Annotated in this window: 16 protein-coding genes; 6 read left to right on the forward strand and 10 right to left on the reverse strand. The window is 37.9% G+C overall.

Features of this window, described 5'->3' with window-relative positions; genetic code table 11:
• Positions 1–24 precede the first annotated feature (24 nt).
• From DB895_RS07895 to DB895_RS07905, 3 genes are all read left to right on the forward strand, one after another.
• Positions 25–1,368, forward strand: coding sequence for an NAD(P)-dependent oxidoreductase (locus DB895_RS07895; protein WP_116724820.1), 1,344 nt, complete (start codon positions 25–27; stop codon positions 1,366–1,368).
• A gap of 27 nt (positions 1,369–1,395) precedes the next feature.
• Positions 1,396–2,664, forward strand: coding sequence for an NAD-dependent dihydropyrimidine dehydrogenase subunit PreA (gene preA / locus DB895_RS07900; RefSeq protein ID WP_116724821.1), 1,269 nt, complete (start codon positions 1,396–1,398; stop codon positions 2,662–2,664).
• Positions 2,665–3,000: 336 nt separating this feature from the next.
• Complete coding sequence (locus DB895_RS07905) at positions 3,001–4,236, forward strand: M20 family metallo-hydrolase (protein WP_116724822.1); 1,236 nt, start codon at positions 3,001–3,003, stop codon at positions 4,234–4,236.
• A gap of 71 nt (positions 4,237–4,307) precedes the next feature.
• On the opposite strand, the gene DB895_RS07910 is transcribed toward DB895_RS07905, so the two are convergent.
• The 10 genes from DB895_RS07910 to DB895_RS07955 all read right to left on the reverse strand — a co-directional run bounded on the left by DB895_RS07910 (position 4,308) and on the right by DB895_RS07955 (position 21,952).
• Entirely contained in the window at positions 4,308–8,747 is a 4,440-nt protein-coding gene (locus DB895_RS07910) for a T9SS type B sorting domain-containing protein (RefSeq protein ID WP_166426948.1), read from the reverse strand.
• Between the two features lie 347 nt (positions 8,748–9,094).
• Complete coding sequence (locus DB895_RS07915; protein WP_116724868.1) at positions 9,095–10,267, reverse strand: aminotransferase class I/II-fold pyridoxal phosphate-dependent enzyme; 1,173 nt, start codon at positions 10,265–10,267, stop codon at positions 9,095–9,097.
• Positions 10,264–10,791 carry a hypothetical protein gene (locus tag DB895_RS07920; RefSeq protein WP_116724824.1) on the reverse strand — a complete coding sequence of 176 codons (528 nt, stop codon included), beginning with the start codon at positions 10,789–10,791 and terminating at the stop codon, positions 10,264–10,266. Before DB895_RS07920 ends, DB895_RS07915 begins: the two co-directional genes overlap by 4 nt.
• Before the next feature lie 61 nt (positions 10,792–10,852).
• A complete protein-coding gene (locus tag DB895_RS07925; RefSeq protein ID WP_116724869.1) occupies positions 10,853–11,134 on the reverse strand; it encodes a F0F1 ATP synthase subunit epsilon in 282 nt (93 codons plus the stop codon).
• Positions 11,135–11,203: 69 nt separating this feature from the next.
• Positions 11,204–12,715: a F0F1 ATP synthase subunit beta gene (gene atpD / locus DB895_RS07930; protein WP_116724825.1), complete on the reverse strand. Its 1,512-nt coding sequence runs from the start codon at positions 12,713–12,715 to the stop codon at positions 11,204–11,206.
• 251 nt (positions 12,716–12,966) lie between these two features.
• Positions 12,967–14,421 (reverse strand): SGNH/GDSL hydrolase family protein, encoded by a 1,455-nt coding sequence (locus tag DB895_RS07935; RefSeq protein ID WP_116724826.1) that lies wholly within the window; start codon positions 14,419–14,421, stop codon positions 12,967–12,969.
• A gap of 32 nt (positions 14,422–14,453) precedes the next feature.
• On the reverse strand, positions 14,454–17,348 hold the full coding sequence (locus tag DB895_RS07940; RefSeq protein ID WP_116724827.1) for a TonB-dependent receptor domain-containing protein: 2,895 nt from the start codon (positions 17,346–17,348) through the stop codon (positions 14,454–14,456).
• A 269-nt stretch (positions 17,349–17,617) separates the two neighbouring features.
• Complete coding sequence (glmS, locus tag DB895_RS07945) at positions 17,618–19,462, reverse strand: glutamine--fructose-6-phosphate transaminase (isomerizing) (protein WP_116724828.1); 1,845 nt, start codon at positions 19,460–19,462, stop codon at positions 17,618–17,620.
• Between the two features lie 9 nt (positions 19,463–19,471).
• Entirely contained in the window at positions 19,472–21,124 is a 1,653-nt protein-coding gene (locus DB895_RS07950) for a DUF4270 domain-containing protein (protein WP_116724829.1), read from the reverse strand.
• 21 nt (positions 21,125–21,145) lie between these two features.
• Positions 21,146–21,952, reverse strand: coding sequence for a glycogen/starch synthase (locus DB895_RS07955; RefSeq protein WP_116724830.1), 807 nt, complete (start codon positions 21,950–21,952; stop codon positions 21,146–21,148).
• A 109-nt stretch (positions 21,953–22,061) separates the two neighbouring features.
• On the opposite strand from DB895_RS07955, the gene panC reads away from it, so the two are divergent.
• Genes panC through DB895_RS07970 form a run of 3 tightly spaced genes read left to right on the forward strand, consistent with a single transcriptional unit; the run spans position 22,062 to position 24,241 of the window.
• Positions 22,062–22,910, forward strand: coding sequence for a pantoate--beta-alanine ligase (panC, locus tag DB895_RS07960; RefSeq protein WP_116724831.1), 849 nt, complete (start codon positions 22,062–22,064; stop codon positions 22,908–22,910).
• A 13-nt stretch (positions 22,911–22,923) separates the two neighbouring features.
• Positions 22,924–23,274 (forward strand): aspartate 1-decarboxylase, encoded by a 351-nt coding sequence (panD, locus tag DB895_RS07965; protein ID WP_116724832.1) that lies wholly within the window; start codon positions 22,924–22,926, stop codon positions 23,272–23,274.
• 4 nt (positions 23,275–23,278) lie between these two features.
• Positions 23,279–24,241, forward strand: a complete 963-nt coding sequence (locus DB895_RS07970) for a lysylphosphatidylglycerol synthase transmembrane domain-containing protein (protein WP_116724833.1) — start codon at positions 23,279–23,281, stop codon at positions 24,239–24,241.
• Positions 24,242–24,276 lie beyond the last annotated feature (35 nt).

Consider the following 24,276-nt stretch of genomic DNA (forward strand, 5'->3'; position numbering starts at 1 on the left):
CAAAAAAATTTAAACTAGAAGAATATGAGTATAAAAAACAATCACTTAACCGCTCCAGAATACGAGCTGAATTTTTCGGATATTCATCCGCCATTTGAAACACAAGATGCTGCATTGATAGAAGCCAACCGTTGTTTATTTTGTTACGATCCTCCGTGCATGAAATCGTGTCCAACGTCTATTAACGTTCCGAAATTTATCAAACAAATCGCCACAGACAACCTGAAAGGTTCGGCACATACTATTTTTTCATCCAACATCATGGGTGCGGGCTGTAGTAAAGTGTGTCCGGTTGAAAAATTATGTGAAGGAGCCTGTGTGTATAATTTCATGCACGAAACGCCAATTCATATTGCCAAATTACAACGCTATGCTACCGAAAAAGCAATGGATAATAAATGGCAGTTGTTTGAACGCAAACCATCTACGGGGAAACGCGTGGCTATTGTTGGTGCGGGACCTGCTGGATTAAGTTGTGCGCACACCTTGAGCAGAGAAGGAGTGGATGTCACTATTTATGAAAAAGAAAGTAAAGGGGGCGGATTGATGACTTACGGAATAGCCGCTTACAAAGTAACGCCAGAATTTTGTGAAGATGAGGTAAACTATATTACTTCAATTGGAGGCATTGACATCAAATACAACCAAGAGTTAGGAAAAAACATTACGGTGGAAGAATTGCAACGCAACTATGATGCGGTATATATGGCTTTTGGAGTAGGTTTAGCCAGACAACTTGAAATTCCAGGAGAACATTTGGACGGGGTTATTGATGCGATTAATTTTATTTATGAATTAAGAACCAACGATTATTCGTCGATTGCCGTGGGAGATAAAGTGGCCGTTATCGGAATGGGTATGACAGCTATTGATGCCGCTACACAAGCCAAAAGATTGGGAGCAAAGGACGTTACTTTACTTTACAGAAGAACACAAGAAGAAATGCCGTGTACCGAGCATGAGTTGAACATCGCCAAACTGGATGGATGCAACATCATTTGGTTAGCTTCTCCGAAAGAAGTGCTTGGCGTGGGCGGAAAAGTAACCCAATTGGTTTGCAACACGATGAAATTGGGCGAGCCTGATGCCAGTGGCAGAAGAAGTCCAGTTGCAACCGGGGAAACCATTACGCTGGACGTAGACATGATCATCAAAGCGGCAGGACAAATGCCTTTTGAAACATTGGTCAACAGCAATAAAATAGAAAACAGCAAAGGAAAAATCGACGTGAAAGACAAATCTCTTACCAATTTAGAAGGCATTTTTGCCGGAGGCGATTGCGTGAATGGCGGAAGAGAAGTAGTCGATGCAGTACAAGCTGGAAAAGACGGTGCAAAATCAATCATGGATTTTCTTTCTATTAATTAAATAATTCAACATTAAAAAAATAAAAACATGGCAGATATATCCACCGATTTTTTAGGAATAAAATCACCAAATCCCTTTTGGCTGGCCAGTGCGCCACCTACAGATAAACTAATTAATGTCGTTCGTGCCTTTGAAGCAGGTTGGGGCGGGGTAGTATGGAAAACCTTAGGGTCTCAAGTAAAAAATGTTTCTTCTCGTTACTCTTCTGTAAATTATGGAGGAAAACGCATGATGGGATTCAATAATATTGAATTAATCAGCGACCGACCTTTAGAAATTAACCTGAAAGAAATTTTAGAAGTTGTAAAAATGTTTCCCGATCGTGCGATGATTGTTTCGCTAATGGCGGATAACGATCGTAAATCTTGGCATGAACTCATTATGAAATGTGAAGACGCCGGGGCGATGGGATTTGAATTGAATTTTGGTTGCCCGCATGGAATGACTGAACGAGGAATGGGAGCTGCCGTAGGCCAAGATCCTGCCATTGCTAAAATGGTGGTGGAATGGGTTATGGAAAAAGCGACGATCCCCGTGATCACAAAATTAACTCCTAACGTACACTCCGTTGTACCAACAGCACGTGGCGCAGTAGAAGGCGGAACTAATGCCTTGAGTTTAATCAACACGATTCAAAGTGTAACGGGTATCGATTTGGATACTTTAGTGCCCAATCCGTACGTGGCCGGGAAAAGTGTTTTTGGAGGCTATTGCGGTCCAGCCGTGAAACCAATCGCTTTAAAAATGTTGACTACAGTATCTCAAGATCCCGTAGCATCAAGAGTGCCTATTTCCGGAATTGGCGGGGTTAGTACGTGGAAAGACGCAGCGGAGTTTATGCTTTTGGGAGCTACTTCGGTACAAGTTTGCACTGCGGCCATGACGCACGGTTTCCGAATAGTGGAAGATTTGTGTGAAGGATTGAGCAATTGGATGGATGAAAAAGGATACGAAAAAACAACAGATTTCATCGGAAAATCAGTAGAAAAAATCACCCATTGGGAAGATTTGGACATCAACTATCACCATATTGCTAAAATAGACCAAGACAAATGCGTTCACTGTGGCTTGTGTTACATTGCTTGTGAAGACACCTCTCACCAATCCATCAATATTGAGAAAGGGAATCCTCATAACAATTATACCGTTAAAGAAGAAGAATGCGTGGGTTGTAATTTATGTAAATTGGTTTGCCCAGTAGAAGACTGCATCACCATGGAAGAACATCGTGTGGCTCCAGAGTACATTAACTGGAAAGACTGGCAAGCACAAGGATTGCCGTTGAACGATCATTAAAAACAGCTTTTTTTATATATAAATGCAGCTAAAGCCTTTGAAGGATAGGCATAACCTACATAAAGTATAGGTGTTACTTATATAAAGTATAGGCTTAACCTACATAAAGTGTAGGTATAACTTATATAAAGTATAGGCATAACCTACATAAAGTGTAGGTGTAACTTATATGAAGTATAGGTGTAACTTGCATAAAGTATAGGTATAACCTACAAATTATGTAGGTTATACCTATACAAAGTTTAAGAGTAGTCTCATGGCAGCTAGAAAAGCCTAGAAATACAAGTTAATAGTCGAACTCCCACTGATAGGGTTCTGATCATAATAAATTTTAAAATGAAAATAAATTCTTTACGATTACAACAACATTTTGAAGCCATGAGCCTTATTGGAAAAATAGGGGAAACGGGTACCTGTCGTCCTGCGCACACGACTTTAGAAAAACAAGGATTTGAAATTGCCGCCTCCTGGATGAAGGAAGCAGGAATGACCACGCACATTGATAATTTCGGGAATTTGATTGGCCGATTAGAAGGCACAAACCCAGAATTGCCTATACTAATGATGGGGTCCCATTTGGATTCTCAACCCTACGGGGGGCGTTTTGATGGCGTTGCCGGAGTCTTGTGCGCTATTGAAGTGGCAACCACCCTATCGGAAAATGGGATAAAACCAGAAAGAGGCATCGAAGTCATTTCGTTTGCCGACGAAGAAGGCTGGCGTTTCAACAAGGGATTGTTCGGATCCCGCGGTATATTAGGAAAATTAGAAGAGGGTGAACTCGAAAGAGCCGATAAAGATGGCATTACCAGAGCACAAGCATTGACTGATTTTGGTTGCGATGTAACCCAATTCAAAGTATCAGAATACAAACCGGGTAGCATTTTTTGCTTTCTGGAATTGCATATTGAGCAGGGTCCTGTGCTGGATATGGCACACAAACCCATCGGAGTGGTATCTGGAATTTCAGGCCCATTGTGGTGGACAATAAAACTGAAGGGAATGGCGGGACATACTGGTTCTGTACCGATGCCTATTCGGAAAGATGCCTTGGTAGGTGCTGCTGAAATTATTGTTGCAGTAAACGAAATTGCTACTCAAATTCCTGGCGCTCCAACTGTGGGAACAGTGGGAACAATAAATGTTTTCCCCGCATCCCGAAATATTATTCCGGAAGAAGTCACCTTTACAATCGATTTAAGGGATATTGATTTGGAGCGACGCAACCGTTATGAAAAGCAATTGAGAGATCGAATTTTAGCCATTACAGAAAAACACCAATTGGCTTATGAAATTTCGGAAGATACCAAAAGCGACCCGCGTTACTGTGCCGATTGGATGAAGAAAATTATTCATAATGAATGTGAATCACTGCATCTGGATGCACCTGAATTGATGAGTGGCCCCTTCCACGATGCTTTGGCTCTATCTTACGCCTGCGATTACGCAATGATATTTGTTCGTTGCAAAGACGGCATCAGCCACAACCCATTAGAGTATTCCTCTTATGAGGATTTAACCATTGGAGCCAATGTGATGTTAGGCACTGTTTTAGAGATTTTAAAGCGGTAATTATTGCAGTCACATATAGAAAAGAGCTCCCAATTTTTGGGAGCTCTTTTTTGTAATGGCCGTTTTGAATTTTATCTTTTCAACGAGAAGTGCGCTTTAAATAATTTATTGGTATTGGTTTCTAAATAGTTTATTGTAAACCAATAATCGGACGAAGGCAATGGTTTTCCATTATAGGTCCCATCCCATCCCTGTCCTTCGGTACTGATTTGTTTAATCAGTTTTCCGTATGAATCGTATATGTAGACAATAGCATTGGGTTGGTCGTTTAATGCTCCGATATTCCAAGTGTCGTTAATTCCGTCTCCATTTGGTGTAAAATACTTTGGATAGTCAATGACCGTCACTTTTTGGCTCATGTTAGTGCATCCTTGGGGATCTACGACTGTCACAGTATGCAATCCACTGCTTGCTCCAGTAAATACATTATCGCTTTGGAACGCTCCCATGTCCAGTTGATAAAGGAACGGACCAGTTCCGCCTTCTACCATTACTGTAATAATGCCATTCTGTGTAAAGGCATCAGTTACCGTTGTCAAAAAAGGATTGTCTGCTGGATAGTTGGCAACAACTGTGGCAAGCACTTCTTTAGAAACACAACCGGTTAAGGTATTCGTCACGATTACAGAATAATTTCCAACTTTTGTAGCTTCATAACTACTCGCAACTGCCCCATCAATAAGAACCCCGTCTAAAAACCATTCGAAATCATGCTTGGTGTTGTTTAAACCAGTGGCTAAAGTATGGGATTTAAAGGTACTGTTCGTGACTTGATCTACACAAATTATGCCTTCTGCAATTGCTGGCGACGGTGCCGGATTTACGTTTACGGTAATCATTATGGATTTTCCAACGCAATCCTTCAAACTAGGCGTTATCGTATAAACCGCTGTGCCCAAGTTCGCGTCTGCTTCAAGAATTTGGTCGATCACATCTCCCGCACCTAGAGTTGCTCCGATTACACCTGTTTGTGTAGTAGTCCATGCAAATGTAGTTCCGGGAATATTTGGAGATAATGTAATGTTAGAGGACTCTCCGCTACAAATTACAGTTCCTGAAGAAGCAAAAACTTCTGGTGAAGGGTCTACTGTTACCGTTACGATAATTGGTATTCCCGTACAACCGTTAATGGTTGGTGTTATCGTATACTCCACCTTTCCTTGTATCTTACCCGCCGTTCTTAGTGATTGGGCAATGATATTACCACTTCCTGAAATGGCCCCTAAAACGTCTGTTTGAACAGCAGTCCAATTAAAGGCAGTACCTACGACATTGCTTGTCAAAGTAATGTTGGCAGCATTTCCGGAACAAATGGTTTCTTGCGCAGGATTGGCTGAAGCCTCGGGTATTGGGTTTACCGTTACAACCACTAGAAGTGTTGTTCCCCTGCAGCTATTTGCGGTTGGGGTAACGGCATAAACCGCTTCTCCAGATTTATTTCCTACGGTTGTCAAGACCTGTGCAATGGTGTCACCGGAACCAGCAACAGCTCCGTTTACATTGGTTTGGATTGCATTCCAAATATAAGTTGTCCCCAGTTCGGTACTCGATAGCGCTATAGCAGTAGCGCTTCCAGAACAGATAGATTTCAATTTGGGTGTCGCAGTTACTATTGGTGTTTTGGGTTGAGCGCTAATTACAATCGTGGTTGCTGTTGAAATGCAACCAAAAGTATTTTTTGCTTTTACAGTATGAGAAGACCCTGAAGCCAATCCGCTATAGGTTAATGTAGAAGAATAAGCACTGGAATCAAAGCTGTAAGTCTCTCCCATAGCCTGTGTAATAGTAGCTGAACCAGTTGCCACTCCACAGTCAGGTTGTGTTAGTGCAACTATTGGTGCTGTTGGTGTTGCGGGTTGTGTATTAATTGGAATATTGAGAACTGTAGATATACAACCCAATGTATTTTTTGTGGTTAGGGTATGGGAAGAACCAGCTATTAATCCACTATAGATTAATGTGGAGGAGTGAACACCAGAATCAAAACTGTAGGTTTCTCCAGCAATCTGGGTTATCGTAACCGTACCTGTTGCAAATGTACAAGTAGGCTGTGTAATTGTAATGGCTGGATTGCTTGGCAATGCAGGTTGTGACTTTAAAGTAATATTGGCAGCCAATGAAATACAACCAGCCGCATTTTTTGCAAACACCGTATGGGAAGAACCAGCCGCTAATCCGCTATAGGTTAATGTGATTGAGTAAGCCCCTGAATCAAAGCTATATGTTTCTCCAGCAATTGCGGTTATTGTTGCGGTACCGGTGGCAAGTTGGCAAGTTGGCTCAGTTAGTGTAACATTTGGAATTGCTGGTGCTGTTGCTGGTGTGTTTAAAGTAATATTGGCAACCGTTGAAATGCAACCCGCTACGCTCTTAGATTGAAGAGTATGAGAAGATCCTGCCACCAATCCGCCATACACCAAGGTCGTGTTATAAGCCCCCGAATCAAAACTGTATGTTTCCCCTATTATGCCTGTTATCGTAACAGTACCAGTTGGTAATGCACATGAAGGCTGGATTATCTTAAACAGAGGTGGTGCTGGTATTGCATTTATAGTTACGATTGTAGAAGCGGTATATGCTGGACAACCACCACTTGTAGCAATAGTATACTTTACGGTATAGATTCCTTCAGTACTCAAGTTTGGGGTAATGGAACCCGTTATTGGGTCTATTTTTAATCCGAGAGTTGAACTGTAAGTGCCTACTAGAAATGCTCCAGTCCCTGTTAACGTAACAATTTGTGCAGTTGTATCAGAAACGCAAAAAGAGTTTGCAGCATATTTAATTGTTGCAGTTGGACATGATGAACACGTCACATTAACCGTAACTGGATTTACGTACTGACAACCAAATTGGTCAACAGCAGTTGAATTATAAACAAAAGTACCAGCTGTAGGGAAAGGTCCTACGGAGACAGAATTTGTTAGCTTATTTCCCAAACACGGTCCTGGAGATGGGCATGTCCCAGGTCCAGGATTTGTAATTACAGAACTAGTGGTTGTCTGAGCTGGAATAACTGGTCCCGAACCACTATGCGACCAAGTTGCTGTCGCTATATTTGGGGTTACTGTCGCTAAACTTACATAACAAGTTTGCGGAAAATCAAGGGACCAACTAAATAGAGTCCCATCATCATCCTTCAGATTATCTGTAATTTTTATGGTCCAAACACCATTTAAATCAGCACCATTGAATGCTGAAAATGGATTTGCAGAGTTATAGGTTTGTGATTTATAATAGGATCCTGATCCACAGCTTCCAGTATAACTAGCACACGTTTTTGTTGCACTAGTTGTCCCCGAAGCTCCAGCTGAAGGCCAGTTAAAACCTCCAGAATTCACAACAGTATAGTTTGCGCCACAGCCAGGAACACCATCATCATTCGTATTGGCACAAGTTCCAAATTTATTATCATTATCAATCCCATCATTGGTAAATACCCGAACGGTTTGACCCGAAGGTGAAATTAGGTCTATAGATAAATCTCCAGCGTAAGAATGTTCTAAATTAAATTTCAAAGTTGGGTAGCATCCTGAAGTAACAGTCGATCCAACCGGGAAAAACCCTGCATAATCAATTCCTAATGTAAAACTATCTCCAGAGCCATCAGGTAAACTTACGGTTCCAGACACTACACTCGGGGTTTGCTGTGATATGGTTTGGGAGGTAACAGCTGCAACCAAAGTAGTAGAATCGCCACATGCAATATTGACCGTACTAGCAGAAGATCCGGTAAAAATGGGAGACGGCATTACTCTTATCGTTTTGGTAACCGAATTGGTGCTCTGGCATCCTAGAGGATCAACATTCGTATTGTCATTTCGGACTCTAAGCTTAGTGATAAAAATCCCTAAATTAGGGAAAACATGGGAGGTCTTTGCAGTTGAAGTTATAGATTTTGTTCCGTCACCCCAATCCCATTCGTATTTAACAATATTCCCCGAAGCAGTCGTTGAAGTTGAAGCATCAAAAGGAATCGACAAGGAGCCTGGGTTCGTGGAAGAAGGAGGACAGACATCCACAGTTGTAGTGTTTACCATTGCGGCTATTGGCGTGGTACACGGCGTGATACAAGAGATGTTTGCAACCCAACCAGGAAAGGTACTAGTTCCATTCGATGTGAATTTTAAGGAGATGCATCCGTCAGGGCTTGTAGATGTAATGGTAAAAGCAGCTAGATTTCCCGAAAAGCTTTCGTTCTGTGTGCCTGCCGTGCCTATTGTACTTCCATACCAAACATCCAAATAATCGGTAGGGTTATTATTATTATCTAGGTCTTGTGTTTCAAAAGACGTAAAGCTAATTTTAATTTTATCGCCTGGAGAAGTTGGGCAAAAAGTTATTGTGCTGTTCTGATTGGATGAATATTTTGACCCTATACCACCATTATCCACAAACACTCCGGCACATTTAGTCACTTTACCATTTGCGCCATTGTTCATGGTATATGTTTGTGAAAATGAATAGCTAAATAATAATAGTGTAAATAGGATAAAAAATGTCTTTTTCATTAATGAAGAGGTAATTTTGTATTGCATAAAACGTGGTAAAATCTTTCAAACCAATTGGTTTTAAGTTTAATTCGGGGATAAAGTTATAGATATTTATTGTTTTTAAATATTTTTTTAAATATTTAACAAAATACATTTTCCGAGAGCCAATTGCTTTTTGTTAGTAATTAATGTATTATTGATACAAATGTTAAAAAAATTAGTAAAAATCTTGGTGTTGATGTCCTTATTTTTTATTCAAACCTTTGATTTTGAGAGCAAGTCATAATAGTAATATTGAAAGAATTAACCCATAAGAGATCAAATTTTTGACTATATATATGCGTATATGAAAGTTATCCTCTCCATTATTCTGGGATGGATGCAATATCGGTTTCCCAAAGCGCTAAAGTACGCAACAATCCCAAGACTTCAGAAATTTCTTCCTTTGAATTATAACTATGCAGGCAAAATCGCAAACGCTCTTGCCCTTCAGGAACGGTGGGCGATAAGATTGCCTTCACATCAAAGCCTTTGTCTTGGATTTGTTTGGCTATGGATTTCACCTTTTCGTTTCCGGGTATTATAGCTGACTGGATGGCCGATTTACTTCTTACAAAAAGAGGTTTTATCCCCAATATATTTTTTTCCTGATTGAAATGAATGCAATTCTCCCGTAATTTTTGAATATCTGTTCCATTTTCCAAATGTTGATACGCCACTAAAATGGTAGCAACGGAATGTGGCGAAAGTCCTGTTGTATAAATGAAACTGCGTGTAAAATTCACTAAATATTCTTTCAAAGTCGCTGAACCTAATATTGCAGCGCCGTGACAACCCAATCCTTTTCCGAATGTCATGATTCTTGCAAAAAAACTATTCTGCAATTGCAATTCTTGTACTAATCCTTGTCCGTTTGCTCCAAAAACACCCAGTGCATGTGCTTCGTCGATGACCAATCGACAATTGTATTTTTGGGATAGTTGTGCCAATTGTTCCAAATCGGGAGAATCTCCATCCATAGAGAAAACGCTTTCGGTAACGATGTAGATTTCGACAAGTTGGGTTTGACAACGTAAAAGCAATTTTTCTAAATCTTCATAATCGTTATGCTGATATTTATAGGACTTAGCATGAGACAATTGGATGCCGTCTCTAATGGAAGCATGGCTCAATTCATCGTATAGGATAAAATCCCCTTTTTGGGGAACGGAACTAAAAAACCCAACGTTGGCATCGTATCCGGAATTGAAAATTAACGTTGCTTCACTTTGATGAAATTTGGAGATGTAATTTTCTGTTTCTTGGTAAAGCAAATGATTCCCGGAAATTAGTCGGGAACCGGTGGCACCATTTTGAATGAAGTTATTATCGGTTAAATATCGATGTGTTTTGTCGAAAATGGTTTTTGATTTAGCAAATCCTATATAATCATTGGAAGAAAAATCAATGCCCTTGTTGTTTGACTGCAATTGCCTCAAAGCATTGTTTTGTTTTCGAATTTCTAGTTTTTCTGAAAGATTTTTCGGGAATTTTTTCATGAATTTGGTTTTTCTATCCATTTAGAATTTCCTTTTTCGGTAGCATCAAGAAAATTGATGTGCAGTTTTTCAGCAACCATTTCAGCAAATTTAAAGGCTAAATCTTTTTCTTCTGAATAGCACATATTATAATATTTATTGGCTCTATACCAAAGGTCAATTAGGTAAATCTCGTCTTCATTTTTGGAAATTGATACATATTTGAGTTCTGGAATTTCAGTTTTGAAGTTGACAGAGAAAAACCCAAGGAAATATCTAGAAATTAATTTGCTATTGGCGGTATCAATTAAGATAGTAAGTCTTACAGAAAAATAAATACCTCCAACAAGACATATCATCGCTACCATAATATTCTTATTAAAAAATTCAGCTTCATCTGGATCCAGTCTGGAATAATGCTGTAAAAATACAATACATAGAATAGCACGCACTGCAAACGCATAGAATAGACCCGAAACAATGATTTTCCAAAGTGAATTCTTTGGCTGAGAAACAATTAATTCAAATTCATTTCTTTCTTTCATACCCAAAAATAAAAAAAGCCAAACAATAATGCTTGGCTTTCTGTTTTTATTTCGAATTTATTTAGTCTACTAAAACAATTACTTTGTTGTCTTTCATCTCAATGGTTCCAGAGGTGATGGCAAGTGTGTAATTTTGATCGTTTACTTTAGTGAATTCACCTTCTATTTCCTTATTAAAAAGAAAACTTGGAGCAACCATTTTTATAACGCCTTCTTTTAGAGTAGCCACTATAGGCGCATGGTGATTCAATATTTGAAAACTACCCTCAACTCCCGGCAGAGAAACCGAGGTTACTTCTCCTGAAAATAATTTTGCTTCGGGTGATACTATTTCTAATAACATATTTTTTAATTGATAATTGATAATTAACAATGGATAATTGTCAATTGTCAACTGTTAATTGTCCTTTAATTAAGCTTCTGCCAACATTTTTTCTCCTGCTTCGATAGCGTCTTCAATTGTTCCTTTAAGGTTAAAAGCTGCTTCTGGCAAATGATCTAATTCTCCGTCAATGATCATGTTGAATCCTTTGATGGTGTCTTTAATGTCAACCAAAACTCCTTTTAAACCTGTAAACTGTTCTGCTACGTGGAACGGCTGAGACAAGAAACGCTGTACACGTCTCGCTCTTGAAACTGCTAATTTATCGTCTTCAGAAAGTTCTTCCATACCAAGTATCGCGATAATATCTTGCAATTGTTTGTATTTTTGAAGGATTTCTTTTACTCTTTGCGCACAGTCATAATGCTCATCACCAATAATTTGTGGAGTCAAGATTCTAGAAGTAGAATCCAATGGATCCACTGCTGGGTAAATACCTAACTCGGCAATTTTACGAGACAATACTGTAGTTGCATCAAGGTGGGCAAATGTTGTTGCTGGTGCCGGATCCGTTAAATCATCTGCAGGAACGTAAACCGCTTGTACCGATGTGATAGAACCTTTGTTTGTAGATGTGATACGTTCTTGCATCGCACCCATTTCAGTAGCCAACGTTGGTTGATACCCTACCGCAGATGGCATACGACCTAAAAGTGCCGAAACCTCAGAACCTGCTTGTGTAAAACGGAAGATATTATCAACGAAGAAAAGAACGTCTTTCCCTTGATCAGAACCTGCACCATCACGGAAATATTCTGCAATAGACAATCCTGAAAGTGCCACACGAGCACGAGCTCCTGGTGGCTCATTCATTTGTCCGAAAACGAAAGTAGCTTTAGACTCTCTCATTCCTGGCATATCTACTTTAGACAAATCCCATCCTCCATTTTCCATAGAGTGCATGAATTCCTCACCGTATTTTATAATTCCTGACTCTAACATCTCACGAAGTAAGTCATTTCCTTCACGTGTTCTTTCTCCTACTCCTGCGAATACAGAAAGTCCACCGTGACCTTTAGCAATATTGTTGATCAATTCCTGAATCAATACTGTTTTACCAACACCCGCACCACCGAACAATCCAATTTTACCCCCTTTTGAGTAAGGTTCAATCAAATCGATTACTTTAATACCTGTGAATAAAACTTCAGAAGAAGTTGATAAATCTTCGAATCTTGGGGCTTGACGGTGAATAGACATTCCGTTTTCACCATCTTTGGGTAAATTTCCTAAACCATCTATTGCATCTCCAATCACGTTAAACAAACGTCCGTAAACATCTGCTCCAATTGGCATTTTTATTGGGTTTCCTGTTCCAACTACTTCATAACCTCTGCTCAAACCGTCTGTTGAGTCCATTGATATTGTACGAACTGTGTTTTCACCAATATGAGATTGTACTTCAAGTACTAATAAGGTACCATCTTTTTTTGTGATTTCTAACGAATCGTATATTTTTGGAAGTTCAACATCCTTACCGTTGAAAACAACGTCAACTACTGGACCGATAATTTGGGCAACTTTTCCTATTACTTTTGACATTACGTATGTATTTATTAAACAGCTATTCAGGTTTGTGAATGACAATGAGTCGAAACGAATCGACTGTGTATGTTTTAAGAGCGCAAAGGTAATTTTTTATAAAATAAAAATCAATACTTTTTCTATAAAAAATGAAGTAATTTTTGAAGCATTGTTTGCAAACAGGAATTTAATCAATGAAAATGTTTGTTAAACAAAAAAAACCACCACATTGGGGTGCGGTGGTTTTTGGAAATATCATTTGGCTCTTTTTACAAAGAAGCAGGATATAAAATTCTATAATCTGCCAGACTAACACCCTTTAGATTTGAACTGTATTTTTTATTAATGGCTTCAATAAATTTGTTTGCAATCAAAGCATAACCTCTTGGGCTTGGATGAACGCCATCAAGAGAGAACGCTCCGCCGGTTACATAAGCAGATGTCACTAAAAAACTATTGGCTACGATTCCACCGCTAATTAGTTGATTCATGATTACCTTAGTGTCTACGAATGCCAATCCATTTGTGGTGGCATTGTTTTGTATGGTAACATTATAAGCATCAGTCGCTGTTCGAACTTCGTCAATTTCTTCTTTTGAAAGTACCCATTTATCGGCTAGAGGAACTGAAACACCGTTTACATATAATGGATTTCCTCCAATTGTTGTTCCAATAAAATTTCGGGCAGGCAAAACAACCAAGTCATCTGAAGTTGCTTGTCTGTATGACGGTATTCCATAAGCAGTTAAAGGAGTTAAATAACTGTCTTCAATGACAACAGCGTTGCCATTTCCTGGATGAAACGCGATGGTTCTTTTAGCTGCTTCGGCTGGTGAGATTAAACCAAGAGATAATACATATTGGATTCCTCCATTGTATTTTCCATAACCGGTTGTAGTATTCATCAAAAGTGCGATAGTGGAAGCGTCAAGTGGTAGCGGATTGTAAGGCACTGTTGTGAAATATGGCAAAGTATTAACGTATGGCAAATTTGCAACAACACCTTTACGTCCACCTGCGGTAAGTTGGGTCACCATTCCCGTATATACCGCCTCAAAAGTAGTTGGTGGTGTAATATCATTTCCTAAGGTTGCATCTTGAGACGTTGGAACCCCACCATTTGTGGCATATCCTAAAACGTCATTTCCGCCAATCCACAAAGAGAAGAAAGTTGGCGTTTGTGCCAAAGCATCTCCTAGAACGGTTGCAGTCGTGGATGAAGCAAATCTTCCAAAATAGGGATTTGCAGATGCGTAGCCCGAATATGTTAAGTGAAAACTTTTTGCGCCCGGAATCCCCAAATTGTTGTAACTCCCAGTTAAATGGTCGGTAATTGCAGTAGTTGTAACCCCCGAAACATTAACGGGAGCTGCACCATTGAAATACAATCTTGTTGGAAATTGTGGAATTTGGTTTCCACCCATTGAAAACCCTCCAATATCGTCTTTCGTATATGGGATTTTGAAATCGCCCCCACCAACAAGTGCAAATTGTTGCGCCATAATGTTGGTATAGGCACCAGCCTGCCCTGTTTTGAATAATGCATTATCGCTAAATCCTGCTGCAAATGAATCCCCTAAGGCAACAAATTTTGAGAAATCGGCTGTTCCCGCTGTAAGTGGTAACCCGTCTGATGAATTTGAAACCGTAGTGACTGCATCATCATTATTACATGCTACAAAGGTTAACGAAACCAATAATAGCCATTTGAAATTTTTCATCATAATTTTATATTTATATATTTTGACTAAACTAATTAAGGATTAATTGTCCAAGAAGCAAAAACTTGCGTTCCAATTGCACCAGCTCCTAATACTTGGGCATATTCTTTTCCGCCAAGATTAGCGCCTCCAATTTTTAGCGTCGATTTTAATTTTGGAATGCTATAATTAATTTGTGCGTCAATTACAGTTGCCTCAGCAATCATACCATCAGCAAAAGTAGATTGCCATAAATATTGGCTATTCCATCTACCACTAACATTAAATCCGAAATTTTTAAATAATTTATCATTCCCTAAAGACACTTTCACTCTTTGTTTTGGAGTGTTGAAGCCGGCCTCAAAACTCGGATCTTTGGCTTGGTCGAAATCAAATTGAGAATAATTGTAGTTTGCTCCTAATTCAAAATCGGCTATTATTTTTTTCGAAAGTCCAATTCCAAGACCCATGGATTTGATTTCGATGTCGGTATTGGTGTATAATTGGTATTCTCTGAAATCCCCTACGGCAAGAGCGTAAGCCGAATGGTTTGTTGATGTGTCTGGGGCATCAACAGCTGTACCATAATACGGTGTTACAACAGAAAGATTTCCTATGAAATTATTATAGATATTATAATAGCCATTAATATCAAAAGAAAAGCCTTCAAAACTACCTCTATATCCTAAATCAATAGATTTTACAGTTTCTGGTTTTACTAATGGTGCATTTGCTTTTTTCAATAAAGCAGCAGCATTTGCTAGACCTGGAGAATTTATTGAACCCGCTAGTGGAAGATTTGTCGGATAAGTCGCGTCAAATTCCGCATAAGATGCTTTTGTGTATGAATTATAATAAGCGTCAGATCCATTCAAAGTTTTGGTATTTGAACCATTTAGCTCGATTTGTCCTAAAGTCGATATTTCGCCACTGCCGTTGATGTTATTCCCCCTGGTTTCAGAAAACCTTGTTAAATTGTCCGGAGCAGAACCAATTAGGACACGACTTCCGATATCAAAACCAATATATTGGTCTTGCGTACTTGGATTTCTAAAACCGGTTTGAAATGAACCTCTGAAATTATGACTTTTTTGTTCTCCTGCCGAATATACAAATGAAATTCTTGGAGAATAATTACCGTCAAAGTTTTTCGCTTTGTCATAACGTACCGATCCTGTTAATTTTAATCGGTCTTCCATTAATTTTTTCTGAACTTGAGTGTAGATTCCATATTCATTATAATTAATTGAGCTTAGTGCATCTGTGTAAATTCGACCGTGAGAATTCAATTCATACAATCGATAAGAACCTCCAACTTGAATTTCAGCAAATTTAACAACATCTTTGAAATTATAATTGGCATCGGAATGGTATATTCTTGAATTATCAACCAATTTCGAACCGGATAATATATTTGGGTTGGAAGTAACATCTTTAAATGCTTTAACAAATTCCGGCGTTCCAGCTGCATACCTTATTCCATTTGCCGCTGTTGGATTTGCAGGATCTACATAAGGTGTTAATCCTAGACCGGCTGGCGAAATGTTGTAATCAGCAAAATTTCTCGCTCCTTTATGTGCATCATTTGGCGTTTGCCCTAATAATAAAGTTGATAGTGCATACGCTTTTCCGTAATCAGTAAACCAGTTTTTATCTGCTTTCCAAGTTCTATTGATGTTAAGAGCAGTAAAAGTCATGTCATATGAATTCCCCCCATCCTCTGTAGTTGTGTAGCCTCTTACAAAAAAGTTTTTGCCTTTAAATTCGATTTTATGTTGCTCCATAAAAAAGTTATTTAAATAATATTTACTTGCTCCTTGATAAACGGTATTTCCAATACCAAACTTACTTTGCCATATGATTTCAAAATCATTGGCAAACGGTTTAAAATGTAAAGAGAAATCAACTTTGGCATTACTTACTTTATTGTCTGTCAAATCCGTTTCGTTATAACCTGTTCTTGATATCTTATCGTTTGGCAATGTTGCTGCCTTAATTCTTACTGACGCCTCATCTCCATAAACATTTATTCCGTCATAGCCATAGTGGCTTCTATCTCTTCCGTTAACTGTTATATCATTATAATTTGTTGCGTACCAATCGGTACCATTCATGAAACTAAAATTGGCTTTTGCAGCAAATTTTGAACTAAAAGCATGAGCTACTCTTATTCCATAATCATAATAATCGTTTGTGCCAGCAGCATGTTGACTGGTTTGACCATATTTTGCATAAGCAGTTATCCCTTGGCTTGTAAATGGATTTTTACTGTTCATGAATAAGATTCCATTAAATGCATTGGCACCATACAAAGCTGAGGATGCCCCGGGTAACAATTCTACACTTTGAACATCAATTTCAGAAATTCCGATTAAGTTTCCTAAAACAAAGTTCAGCAATGGAGAAGAATTGTCCATGCCATCCACTAACTGCATAAAACGCGTATTGGCAACGGTTGCAAAGCCACGCGTGTTTATGGATTTGAATGACATACTACTGGTATTCATTTGAACCTCTTTCAGGTTTTCTAAACCGTCATAAAAGGATGGTGAAGCTGTTTTTTTGATATCCTTAATACTCATTCTCTCGATGGTTACGGGGGATTCTTTTACTTTTTCTGGTGTTCTTGAAGCAGAAACAACAATTTCATTCAGTCGTGTTTCTTCATTGGTGAGTTTTATATTTATTTTTTGATCTTCAGATGAAATACTTATCTTTTGAGATTCATAACCTACGCTGGAAACTTCGATAGTAAAGGGTAGTTTTTTGGAAGAATTCAAAATAAATTTACCATCGCTATCGGTTATTGTACTAGCGTCACCACCAACAATTTTAATATTGGCTTCAGAAATAGGCTGTTTATTACCATTGGTAACGGAACCTGAAATTGTGTTTTGAGCGAAAGTAATGCCGAAAAAAAACAATGACAAAATAAATAAATACACTTTCATTAGGTTGTGATTTTGTTGGTTTATGTCGCCAAAGTACAATTTTTTTTAATATTATTAAAAAAAGCGCCAATATTATTTGATAATTGCCATTTATTTTGATGATTTTTAGTTATTTAGCATCACTTCGTTTTTTAAATTTTTATTAACGTTTATGGGTAATCAATATGTAAAATGGTATGCACGCCTATAAAACAGGAATAAATTTAAATTATTCACAAAAAAAGCGTTCACTTTAGGCGAACGCTTTTTATAAAAAATGGAACTGTAAATTATTCTACAGTAACTGATTTAGCCAGATTTCGAGGTTGATCTACGTTACATCCTCTCATTACTGCAATATGATAGGAGAGTAATTGCAATGGAATTGTAGTTAATAGGGGTGAAAGGGCATCCGAAGTATCTGGAATTTCAATCACATAATCCGCTAATTCACGAACTTGCGTATCGCCTTTCGTAACCACTGCAATAATTTTCCCGCTTCTTGATTTAATTTCCTGAATGTTACTTACCACTTTGTCATAATGTCCTTGCTTTGGGGCAATAACCACAACAGGCATGTGTTCGTCAATTAAAGCGATTGGACCGTGTTTCATTTCTGCAGCGGGATAGCCTTCTGCATGAATATAGGATATTTCTTTTAATTTTAGAGCTCCCTCTAAAGCCACCGGGAAATTATATCCTCTACCTAAATAAAGGCAATTCGGAGCATCTTTAAAGATGGTAGCAATTTCTTTCGCTTTATCATTTGTCCCTAATGCCTCTGCCACTTTATCAGGAATAAGTTCTAATTCTTGAAGATACCTGTGAAAATCGGAATTGGTAAGTGTTCCTTTTGCTTTTGCCAAGCGCAAAGCAATCATGGCTAAAACGGTAATCTGAGTCGTAAATGCTTTCGTTGAAGCCACGCCAATTTCAGGGCCGGCATGAGTATATGCCCCGGCATGAGTTTCTCTAGAAATGGAGGACCCTACAACGTTGCAAACTCCAAATACAAATGCTCCTTTTTCTTTAGCTAATTTAATTGCCGCAAGAGTATCGGCCGTTTCTCCTGATTGGGATATGGCAATTACAACATCATTTTTGTTGATAATTGGGTTTCTGTATCTAAATTCGGAAGCATATTCAACCTCTACTGATATCCGGGCAAATTCCTCAATGATATATTCAGCAACTAAACCGGCATGCCATGATGTTCCACAAGCTACTATTACAATCCTTTCTGCATTTAGGAATTTTTCTAAATTATCCTCTACACCAGCCATTTGGATAAGACCAAGATTAGCGTGAAGTCTTCCTCTATAGGTATCTTTAATTACACTGGGTTGTTCGAATATTTCTTTTAACATGAAATGATCGTAACCTCCTTTTTCTATTTGTTCCAGATTCATTTTCAATTCCTGTACATAAGGATCGACCAATGAATCGTCTTTGATTTTTCTAATTTTCAAAGGTTTATTGAGCCCTACAACTGCCATTTCCTCATCCTCAAGATAGATGGCGTTTGATGTATATTCAATAAATGGCGAAGCATCCGAAGCTATGAAGAATTCATTTTCCCCAACGCCTATTGCCAGTGGGCTACCTAATCTTGCAACAATAATCTCGTCAGGATTTTTTTTGTCAAAAACACAAATCGCGTAGGCTCCGACTACTTGGTTTAATGCCACCTGAACTGCTTTCCCTAATTTCAAATTATCTTTTTTCTGAACTTCCTCAATTAAGTTAACCAGAACTTCGGTATCGGTATCAGAATGAAAAATGTAGCCTCTTTTTATTAATTCTTTTTTTAATGGAGCATAATTTTCAATGATTCCATTGTGAATGATAGCCAAATTTCCAGAATTAGACAAATGGGGATGTGAGTTTACATCATTAGGAACTCCGTGTGTTGCCCAACGGGTATGACCCATTCCTATATTTCCGTTTAAGGTAATCTCTTTTGATATATCTTCCAAATCTGAAACTTTCCCTTTTGTTTTGGAAAGTTTTAAATCAGAACCGTCAAATAAAATTAATCCCGCACTATCATACCCTCTATATTCCAGTCTTTTCAGTCCTTTAATAATGATCGGGTACGCTTCTCTAAATCCTATGTATCCTACTATTCCACACATAATTTTTGATTAATTAGGTTTTGTATAATAAATTTGAAATTTCAATTTTTTGTCCTCTGGGACACTTGGGTTACTTCCGTATAAAATAGTTCCCAGCGGATTCATTACCGAGGAAGTTGGCAAATACTTCACTTCAAACGGATTCCCGCCCAAAATTCCCGGAAGGTTGAAACTGTTTTTAAGTTTTTTATTGCTGACGTCGTTGATGTTCTCCGTAACGACTAATCCCAATCTAACATTAGTCACAGTATCGTTTTTGATGAGACTGCGAATATGGTTGGTCAGTTTGATCTTATATTGAGTTCCCTTACCCGCCACTTTTTCAATGATTCCACCGTGAATATATTTGTTATATTTCTGAGCCGTTCTTGTTGTTAGATCAGTAGTATAATCCGTTAATTGTTTTTTATTGTTTAAATCATATAAATAGATTCTGTTTGGCTCGCTTGTCAAAGCATTACTCATAGAATTATTATCAATAGTAAACGTCAAGCTGGCATCGTTAATGAGCAAACTGTTGGCTCTTAATTCGTCCAAATCATCCGAAACGTGATTAGGGATATTTGTTAGATTTCCATCTGAATCCAATCCTTTTAGATCTTGACCTCCGAAAAGATTGATAACTGCCATAGAGCCTTCTCCTCCTTTTAAGAATAATCTTGGGTCACCATCTGTAAGGTTTGGTGATGCAATTCCATCAGTATAACTCGACAAATAATCATTTTGCAATAAATTTACCGAATTTCCAGTTAAATTAAGGATTATGGATTTATCAACTCTTGTTTTGACGGTAGCAGAGGTATTTTCCTTGTATTTGATAGTAATGGTTCCCCCTTTAAAATTAAGCATTGCCAGATTTGTATCTGCTGCACCTGATTTTTCCACTTTAAAATACAGTCCTCTAAAATAATTTTTAAAGACATCATTGGTTGTCAATTTGCCGGATGGAGCATCAATAATTTTATTCTTGAAAAAAGTGGTGTCTAAATTTAGTTTCATTCCCGGAGCTGTTCTAGTGGTGGTTACCGTCCCATCTGTAGCCGTTACAGTTTCTGTTAATTCCGCATCACTAAAAATAAATTCGTCGTTTTGAGTTGCAACGGCTTCATTGTTTAAAAGTGGCCCTTTAACATTGTCAAAAAGAGAATTCTGATTCGTGTAATACTGTTGGGTTTCCTGGGTACTCGGATCTAAATCTCTCATAAAATAGCCCGATTCATAAACGCCAAGTTTTAGTTTTGAAGTTTTTGGTCCGTAAATAGAATCCAATTCATAAATCCCGCTTACTCCATCATCTTTTAGACCTGTTTTAGTGCTGAAATAAGGAATTGTCAAAACAACGCTTTCTATCACGGGCAGTAAGGTAGCATCAATGGTAGGGTTTACGGTAGATAACTCTAATTGAGTCGCAAAATTGGCAGTTGTTGTGCCAAAAGCGGGGTTATAGTAAATTCCCAATGCGTTTGTAGGGAGGTTGCTGGATTGAACGACCCCCGAATTTTGATTGAATGCAACAACATCATATGCTTTTGGCGTGCCAAAAGCAAAATTATCTGCCCCGATAATGTCTGTTCCTATTGAATTAAAGTCTCTGTCACAAGAAGCCAAAAAGACCACAGTTAGAGCAAATAGAATGTGTTTTAAAAATGAATTATTGTTCATGTGTGTCTTTAAAAAAATTATTTATAGGATAATGCTTTTATAAAAGGCAGTGTACGCTTCAGCGAATTTATCTTTCGGTGTGAAAGGTAAAAAAGGTTTTCCTGAAGAATCTATAAATTTTGTTAAACTTGAAGACAGGTTGTCTGAAGCAATAATCAACGCGTCAGAATGCAAGATAGAAGCTTTAATTATGTTTTCATAATTTGGCATTTCTAAATCAGCAATGGCTTCACCAGGAACGTCGTCAAATTTCACTTTGTTGATCATTTCTATATCCAAATTCCCCTCAAAAGATTGGCTGTACACCGAAGTAATTATTTTAGTGTTTGCAAACAAAGCCTCATCTTTGTAGTAATGTTTCATATAAATAGGCAACATGGCAGCCATCCAGCCGTGAACATGGATAATGTCTGGAACCCAGTTAAGTTTCTTAACCGTTTCTACAACGCCTTTAGCAAAGAAAATCGCTCTTTCGTCATTGTCGGGGTATAAGACACCATCTTCATCCGTGAAAGTTGCTTTCCTCTTGAAATATTCATCGTTGTCTATAAAATAAACCTGAATTCGTTCTTTAGGGATAGAAGCCACTTTAATAATTAATGGCATATCTATATCATTGACTACCAAATTCATCCCAGAAAGTCTAATTACTTCATGCAACTGGTGTCTTCTTTCATTAATATTTCCATAACGTGGCATAAAAATCCGAATCTGTCCACCTTGATCATTAATCATTTTCGGAACATCATAAGACATCAATGAAACTTCATTTTCAGCTAGATAAGGCACCACTTCAGATGATACGTATAATATCCTCTTTTCCTCCATATTATAATTTACTTTACTTAATTGTCAACAAAAACAGTGCAAATTTACGAAAATTTATGCAGTTAATAACTAATAATCTTAAGTTTGCACCCATTTCAATACGATACATATGTTAGTTTTCAATAAGCAGGTCGAAATAGCAGCGCATTTAACAGCAATTTCCAATTCAAAAACCACTATTGGGTTTGTGCCAACAATGGGTGCTTTACATCAAGGTCATTTGTCTTTATTGAAAGAATCCAATCTGAATAATGACTTTACTGTCGTCAGTATATTTGTTAATCCTACCCAGTTTAACAATTCCGAAGATCTATCCAACTATCCCCGAACACTGGAAAAGGATCTCGAAAAAATCAAAACCGTTTCGGATAAAATCATTGTTTATGCACCAGCGGTCGATGATATTTACCAAGGGAAAACCGTTTCTCAGCATTTTGATTTTGACGGATTAGAAAATCAGATGGAGGGTCAATTCAGGCCGGGACATTTTGACGGAGTGGGCACTATTGTAAAATGCCTTTTTGAAATTGTAAAACCAACGAATGCTTATTTTGGCGAAAAAGATTTCCAGCAATTACAAATCATAAAAAAATTAGTCGAAAAATTTAAAATTCCCGTAAATGTGGTGGGCTGCCCTATTTTTAGAGAACCAAACGGACTTGCTATGAGCTCTAGAAATGAACGCTTGTCCGAAAAAGAAAAACAAGATGCTGCCATAATTTATAAAACCATTCTACAAGCGAGAATAAAATTTGAAACTAATAGTGCAACGGCTATCACTCATTGGGTGGACAAAAAAATTAATAGTATTCCAAGCTTTAAATTAGAATATTTCCAAATTGCAGAGGAGATTACTTTAAGACCTTGCCTAAGAAAAAAGAACAACAAAAAATACCGTGCATTTATAGCCGTATTTGTTAACAAAATCAGATTGATTGATACGATTTCATTAAATTAATTATCTTTGCCTTATGCAAATTCAAGTCGTAAAATCGAAAATTCACCGTGTTACGGTAACGGGAGCCGATTTAAATTATATCGGAAGTATCACCATTGATGAAGCCTTGCTGGAAGCTTCCAATATTCTTGAGGGTGAAAAGGTGGCTATTGTCAACATCAATAATGGGGAACGACTTGAGACTTATGCCATAAAAGGCAATCGAAACAGTGGTGAAATTACGCTCAACGGCCCAGCTGCCCGAAAAGTTCAAAAAGGCGATATCATCATTATCATTGCTTACGGAATTTTAGATTTTGAGGAAGCAAAAACATTCAAGCCTTCATTGATTTTTCCGAATGAAAAAGACAACTCTTTAACTTAGTCTTTTGAAAAAACAAATCAGCAAATGGCTTTCCATTCTTCTCCCAATTCTATTGGGGGTTTTCTTGATTGTCTATTCCTATAATAAGTTCACTCCAGAGCAGATAATCGAAATAAAAAGCTACTTTAAAAACGCTGATTATTCTTATATTTACATGGGATTGGTTGTAGCTTTTTTAGGCAATGCTTCCAGAGCCTATCGCTGGAAATTCACTTTGGAGCACATGGGGTATAGCACTTCTTTTTTCAATAATTTCATGGCGGTGAATATTGGCTATTTACTGAATCTAACGGTGCCAAAATCTGGGGAAATTTCCAGAGCCTTAATCGTAAAAAAATACGAAAACGTCCCTTTTGACAAAGGTTTTGGGTCAATAGTGGCCGAAAGAATTATTGACATGTTGGTGCTGCTGTTTTTTATGGCACTGGCTGTTTTTTTACAGTTCGACATTGTAAAATCATTTATTTTGGACAAAATCCCTTTTCGAAAATTGTTGTTTTTTGGGGTTTTATCCTTTTCGATATTTGCCATTTTACTTTTAATTTATTTCTACTCAAAAGCAAAATGGGTACAAACAATCAAACAAAAAATTTCAGGATTAAAAGAAGGTGTTTTTAGTATCCTTCACATGGAAAAGAAGGTGGAATATCTTTTGCACACTGCGTTTATTTGGTTTTCGTACCTCTTTACGTTCTACATTACCCTTTTTGTAATTCCGGAAACAAGTGATTTATCCATTGGCGCGATTATGACCGCATTTGTCGTGGGCAGTATTGCCATCTCTTTTACCAATAGCGGTTTTGGTTCCTACCCTTTTTTAATATCAAAAATACTTCTTTTTTACGCCGTTTCAGAAACTGCGGGTAGCGCCTTTGGCTGGATTGTATGGACTTCACAGATGCTATTGGTGCTAGTTGTTGGAGCCTTGTCTTTTTTATTTTTACCAATATTTAATAGAAAGAAATAATTCATTACATTGCTGGTGTTTTTGAAAAGCTATTA

This window comes from Flavobacterium psychrotolerans (assembly GCF_003097635.1).
Lineage (GTDB): Bacteria > Bacteroidota > Bacteroidia > Flavobacteriales > Flavobacteriaceae > Flavobacterium > Flavobacterium psychrotolerans.

Coding starts and splice junctions, on each gene's coding strand:
- DB895_RS07895 (WP_116724820.1), top strand. CDS start 25: ATGAGTATAAAAAACAATCACTTAACCGCTCCAGAATACGAGCTGAAT.
- preA (WP_116724821.1), top strand. CDS start 1,396: ATGGCAGATATATCCACCGATTTTTTAGGAATAAAATCACCAAATCCC.
- DB895_RS07905 (WP_116724822.1), top strand. CDS start 3,001: ATGAAAATAAATTCTTTACGATTACAACAACATTTTGAAGCCATGAGC.
- DB895_RS07910 (WP_166426948.1), bottom strand. CDS start 8,747: ATGAAAAAGACATTTTTTATCCTATTTACACTATTATTATTTAGCTAT.
- DB895_RS07915 (WP_116724868.1), bottom strand. CDS start 10,267: ATGAAAAAATTCCCGAAAAATCTTTCAGAAAAACTAGAAATTCGAAAA.
- DB895_RS07920 (WP_116724824.1), bottom strand. CDS start 10,791: ATGAAAGAAAGAAATGAATTTGAATTAATTGTTTCTCAGCCAAAGAAT.
- DB895_RS07925 (WP_116724869.1), bottom strand. CDS start 11,134: ATGTTATTAGAAATAGTATCACCCGAAGCAAAATTATTTTCAGGAGAA.
- atpD (WP_116724825.1), bottom strand. CDS start 12,715: ATGTCAAAAGTAATAGGAAAAGTTGCCCAAATTATCGGTCCAGTAGTT.
- DB895_RS07935 (WP_116724826.1), bottom strand. CDS start 14,421: ATGATGAAAAATTTCAAATGGCTATTATTGGTTTCGTTAACCTTTGTA.
- DB895_RS07940 (WP_116724827.1), bottom strand. CDS start 17,348: ATGAAAGTGTATTTATTTATTTTGTCATTGTTTTTTTTCGGCATTACT.
- glmS (WP_116724828.1), bottom strand. CDS start 19,462: ATGTGTGGAATAGTAGGATACATAGGATTTAGAGAAGCGTACCCGATC.
- DB895_RS07950 (WP_116724829.1), bottom strand. CDS start 21,124: ATGAACAATAATTCATTTTTAAAACACATTCTATTTGCTCTAACTGTG.
- DB895_RS07955 (WP_116724830.1), bottom strand. CDS start 21,952: ATGGAGGAAAAGAGGATATTATACGTATCATCTGAAGTGGTGCCTTAT.
- panC (WP_116724831.1), top strand. CDS start 22,062: ATGTTAGTTTTCAATAAGCAGGTCGAAATAGCAGCGCATTTAACAGCA.
- panD (WP_116724832.1), top strand. CDS start 22,924: ATGCAAATTCAAGTCGTAAAATCGAAAATTCACCGTGTTACGGTAACG.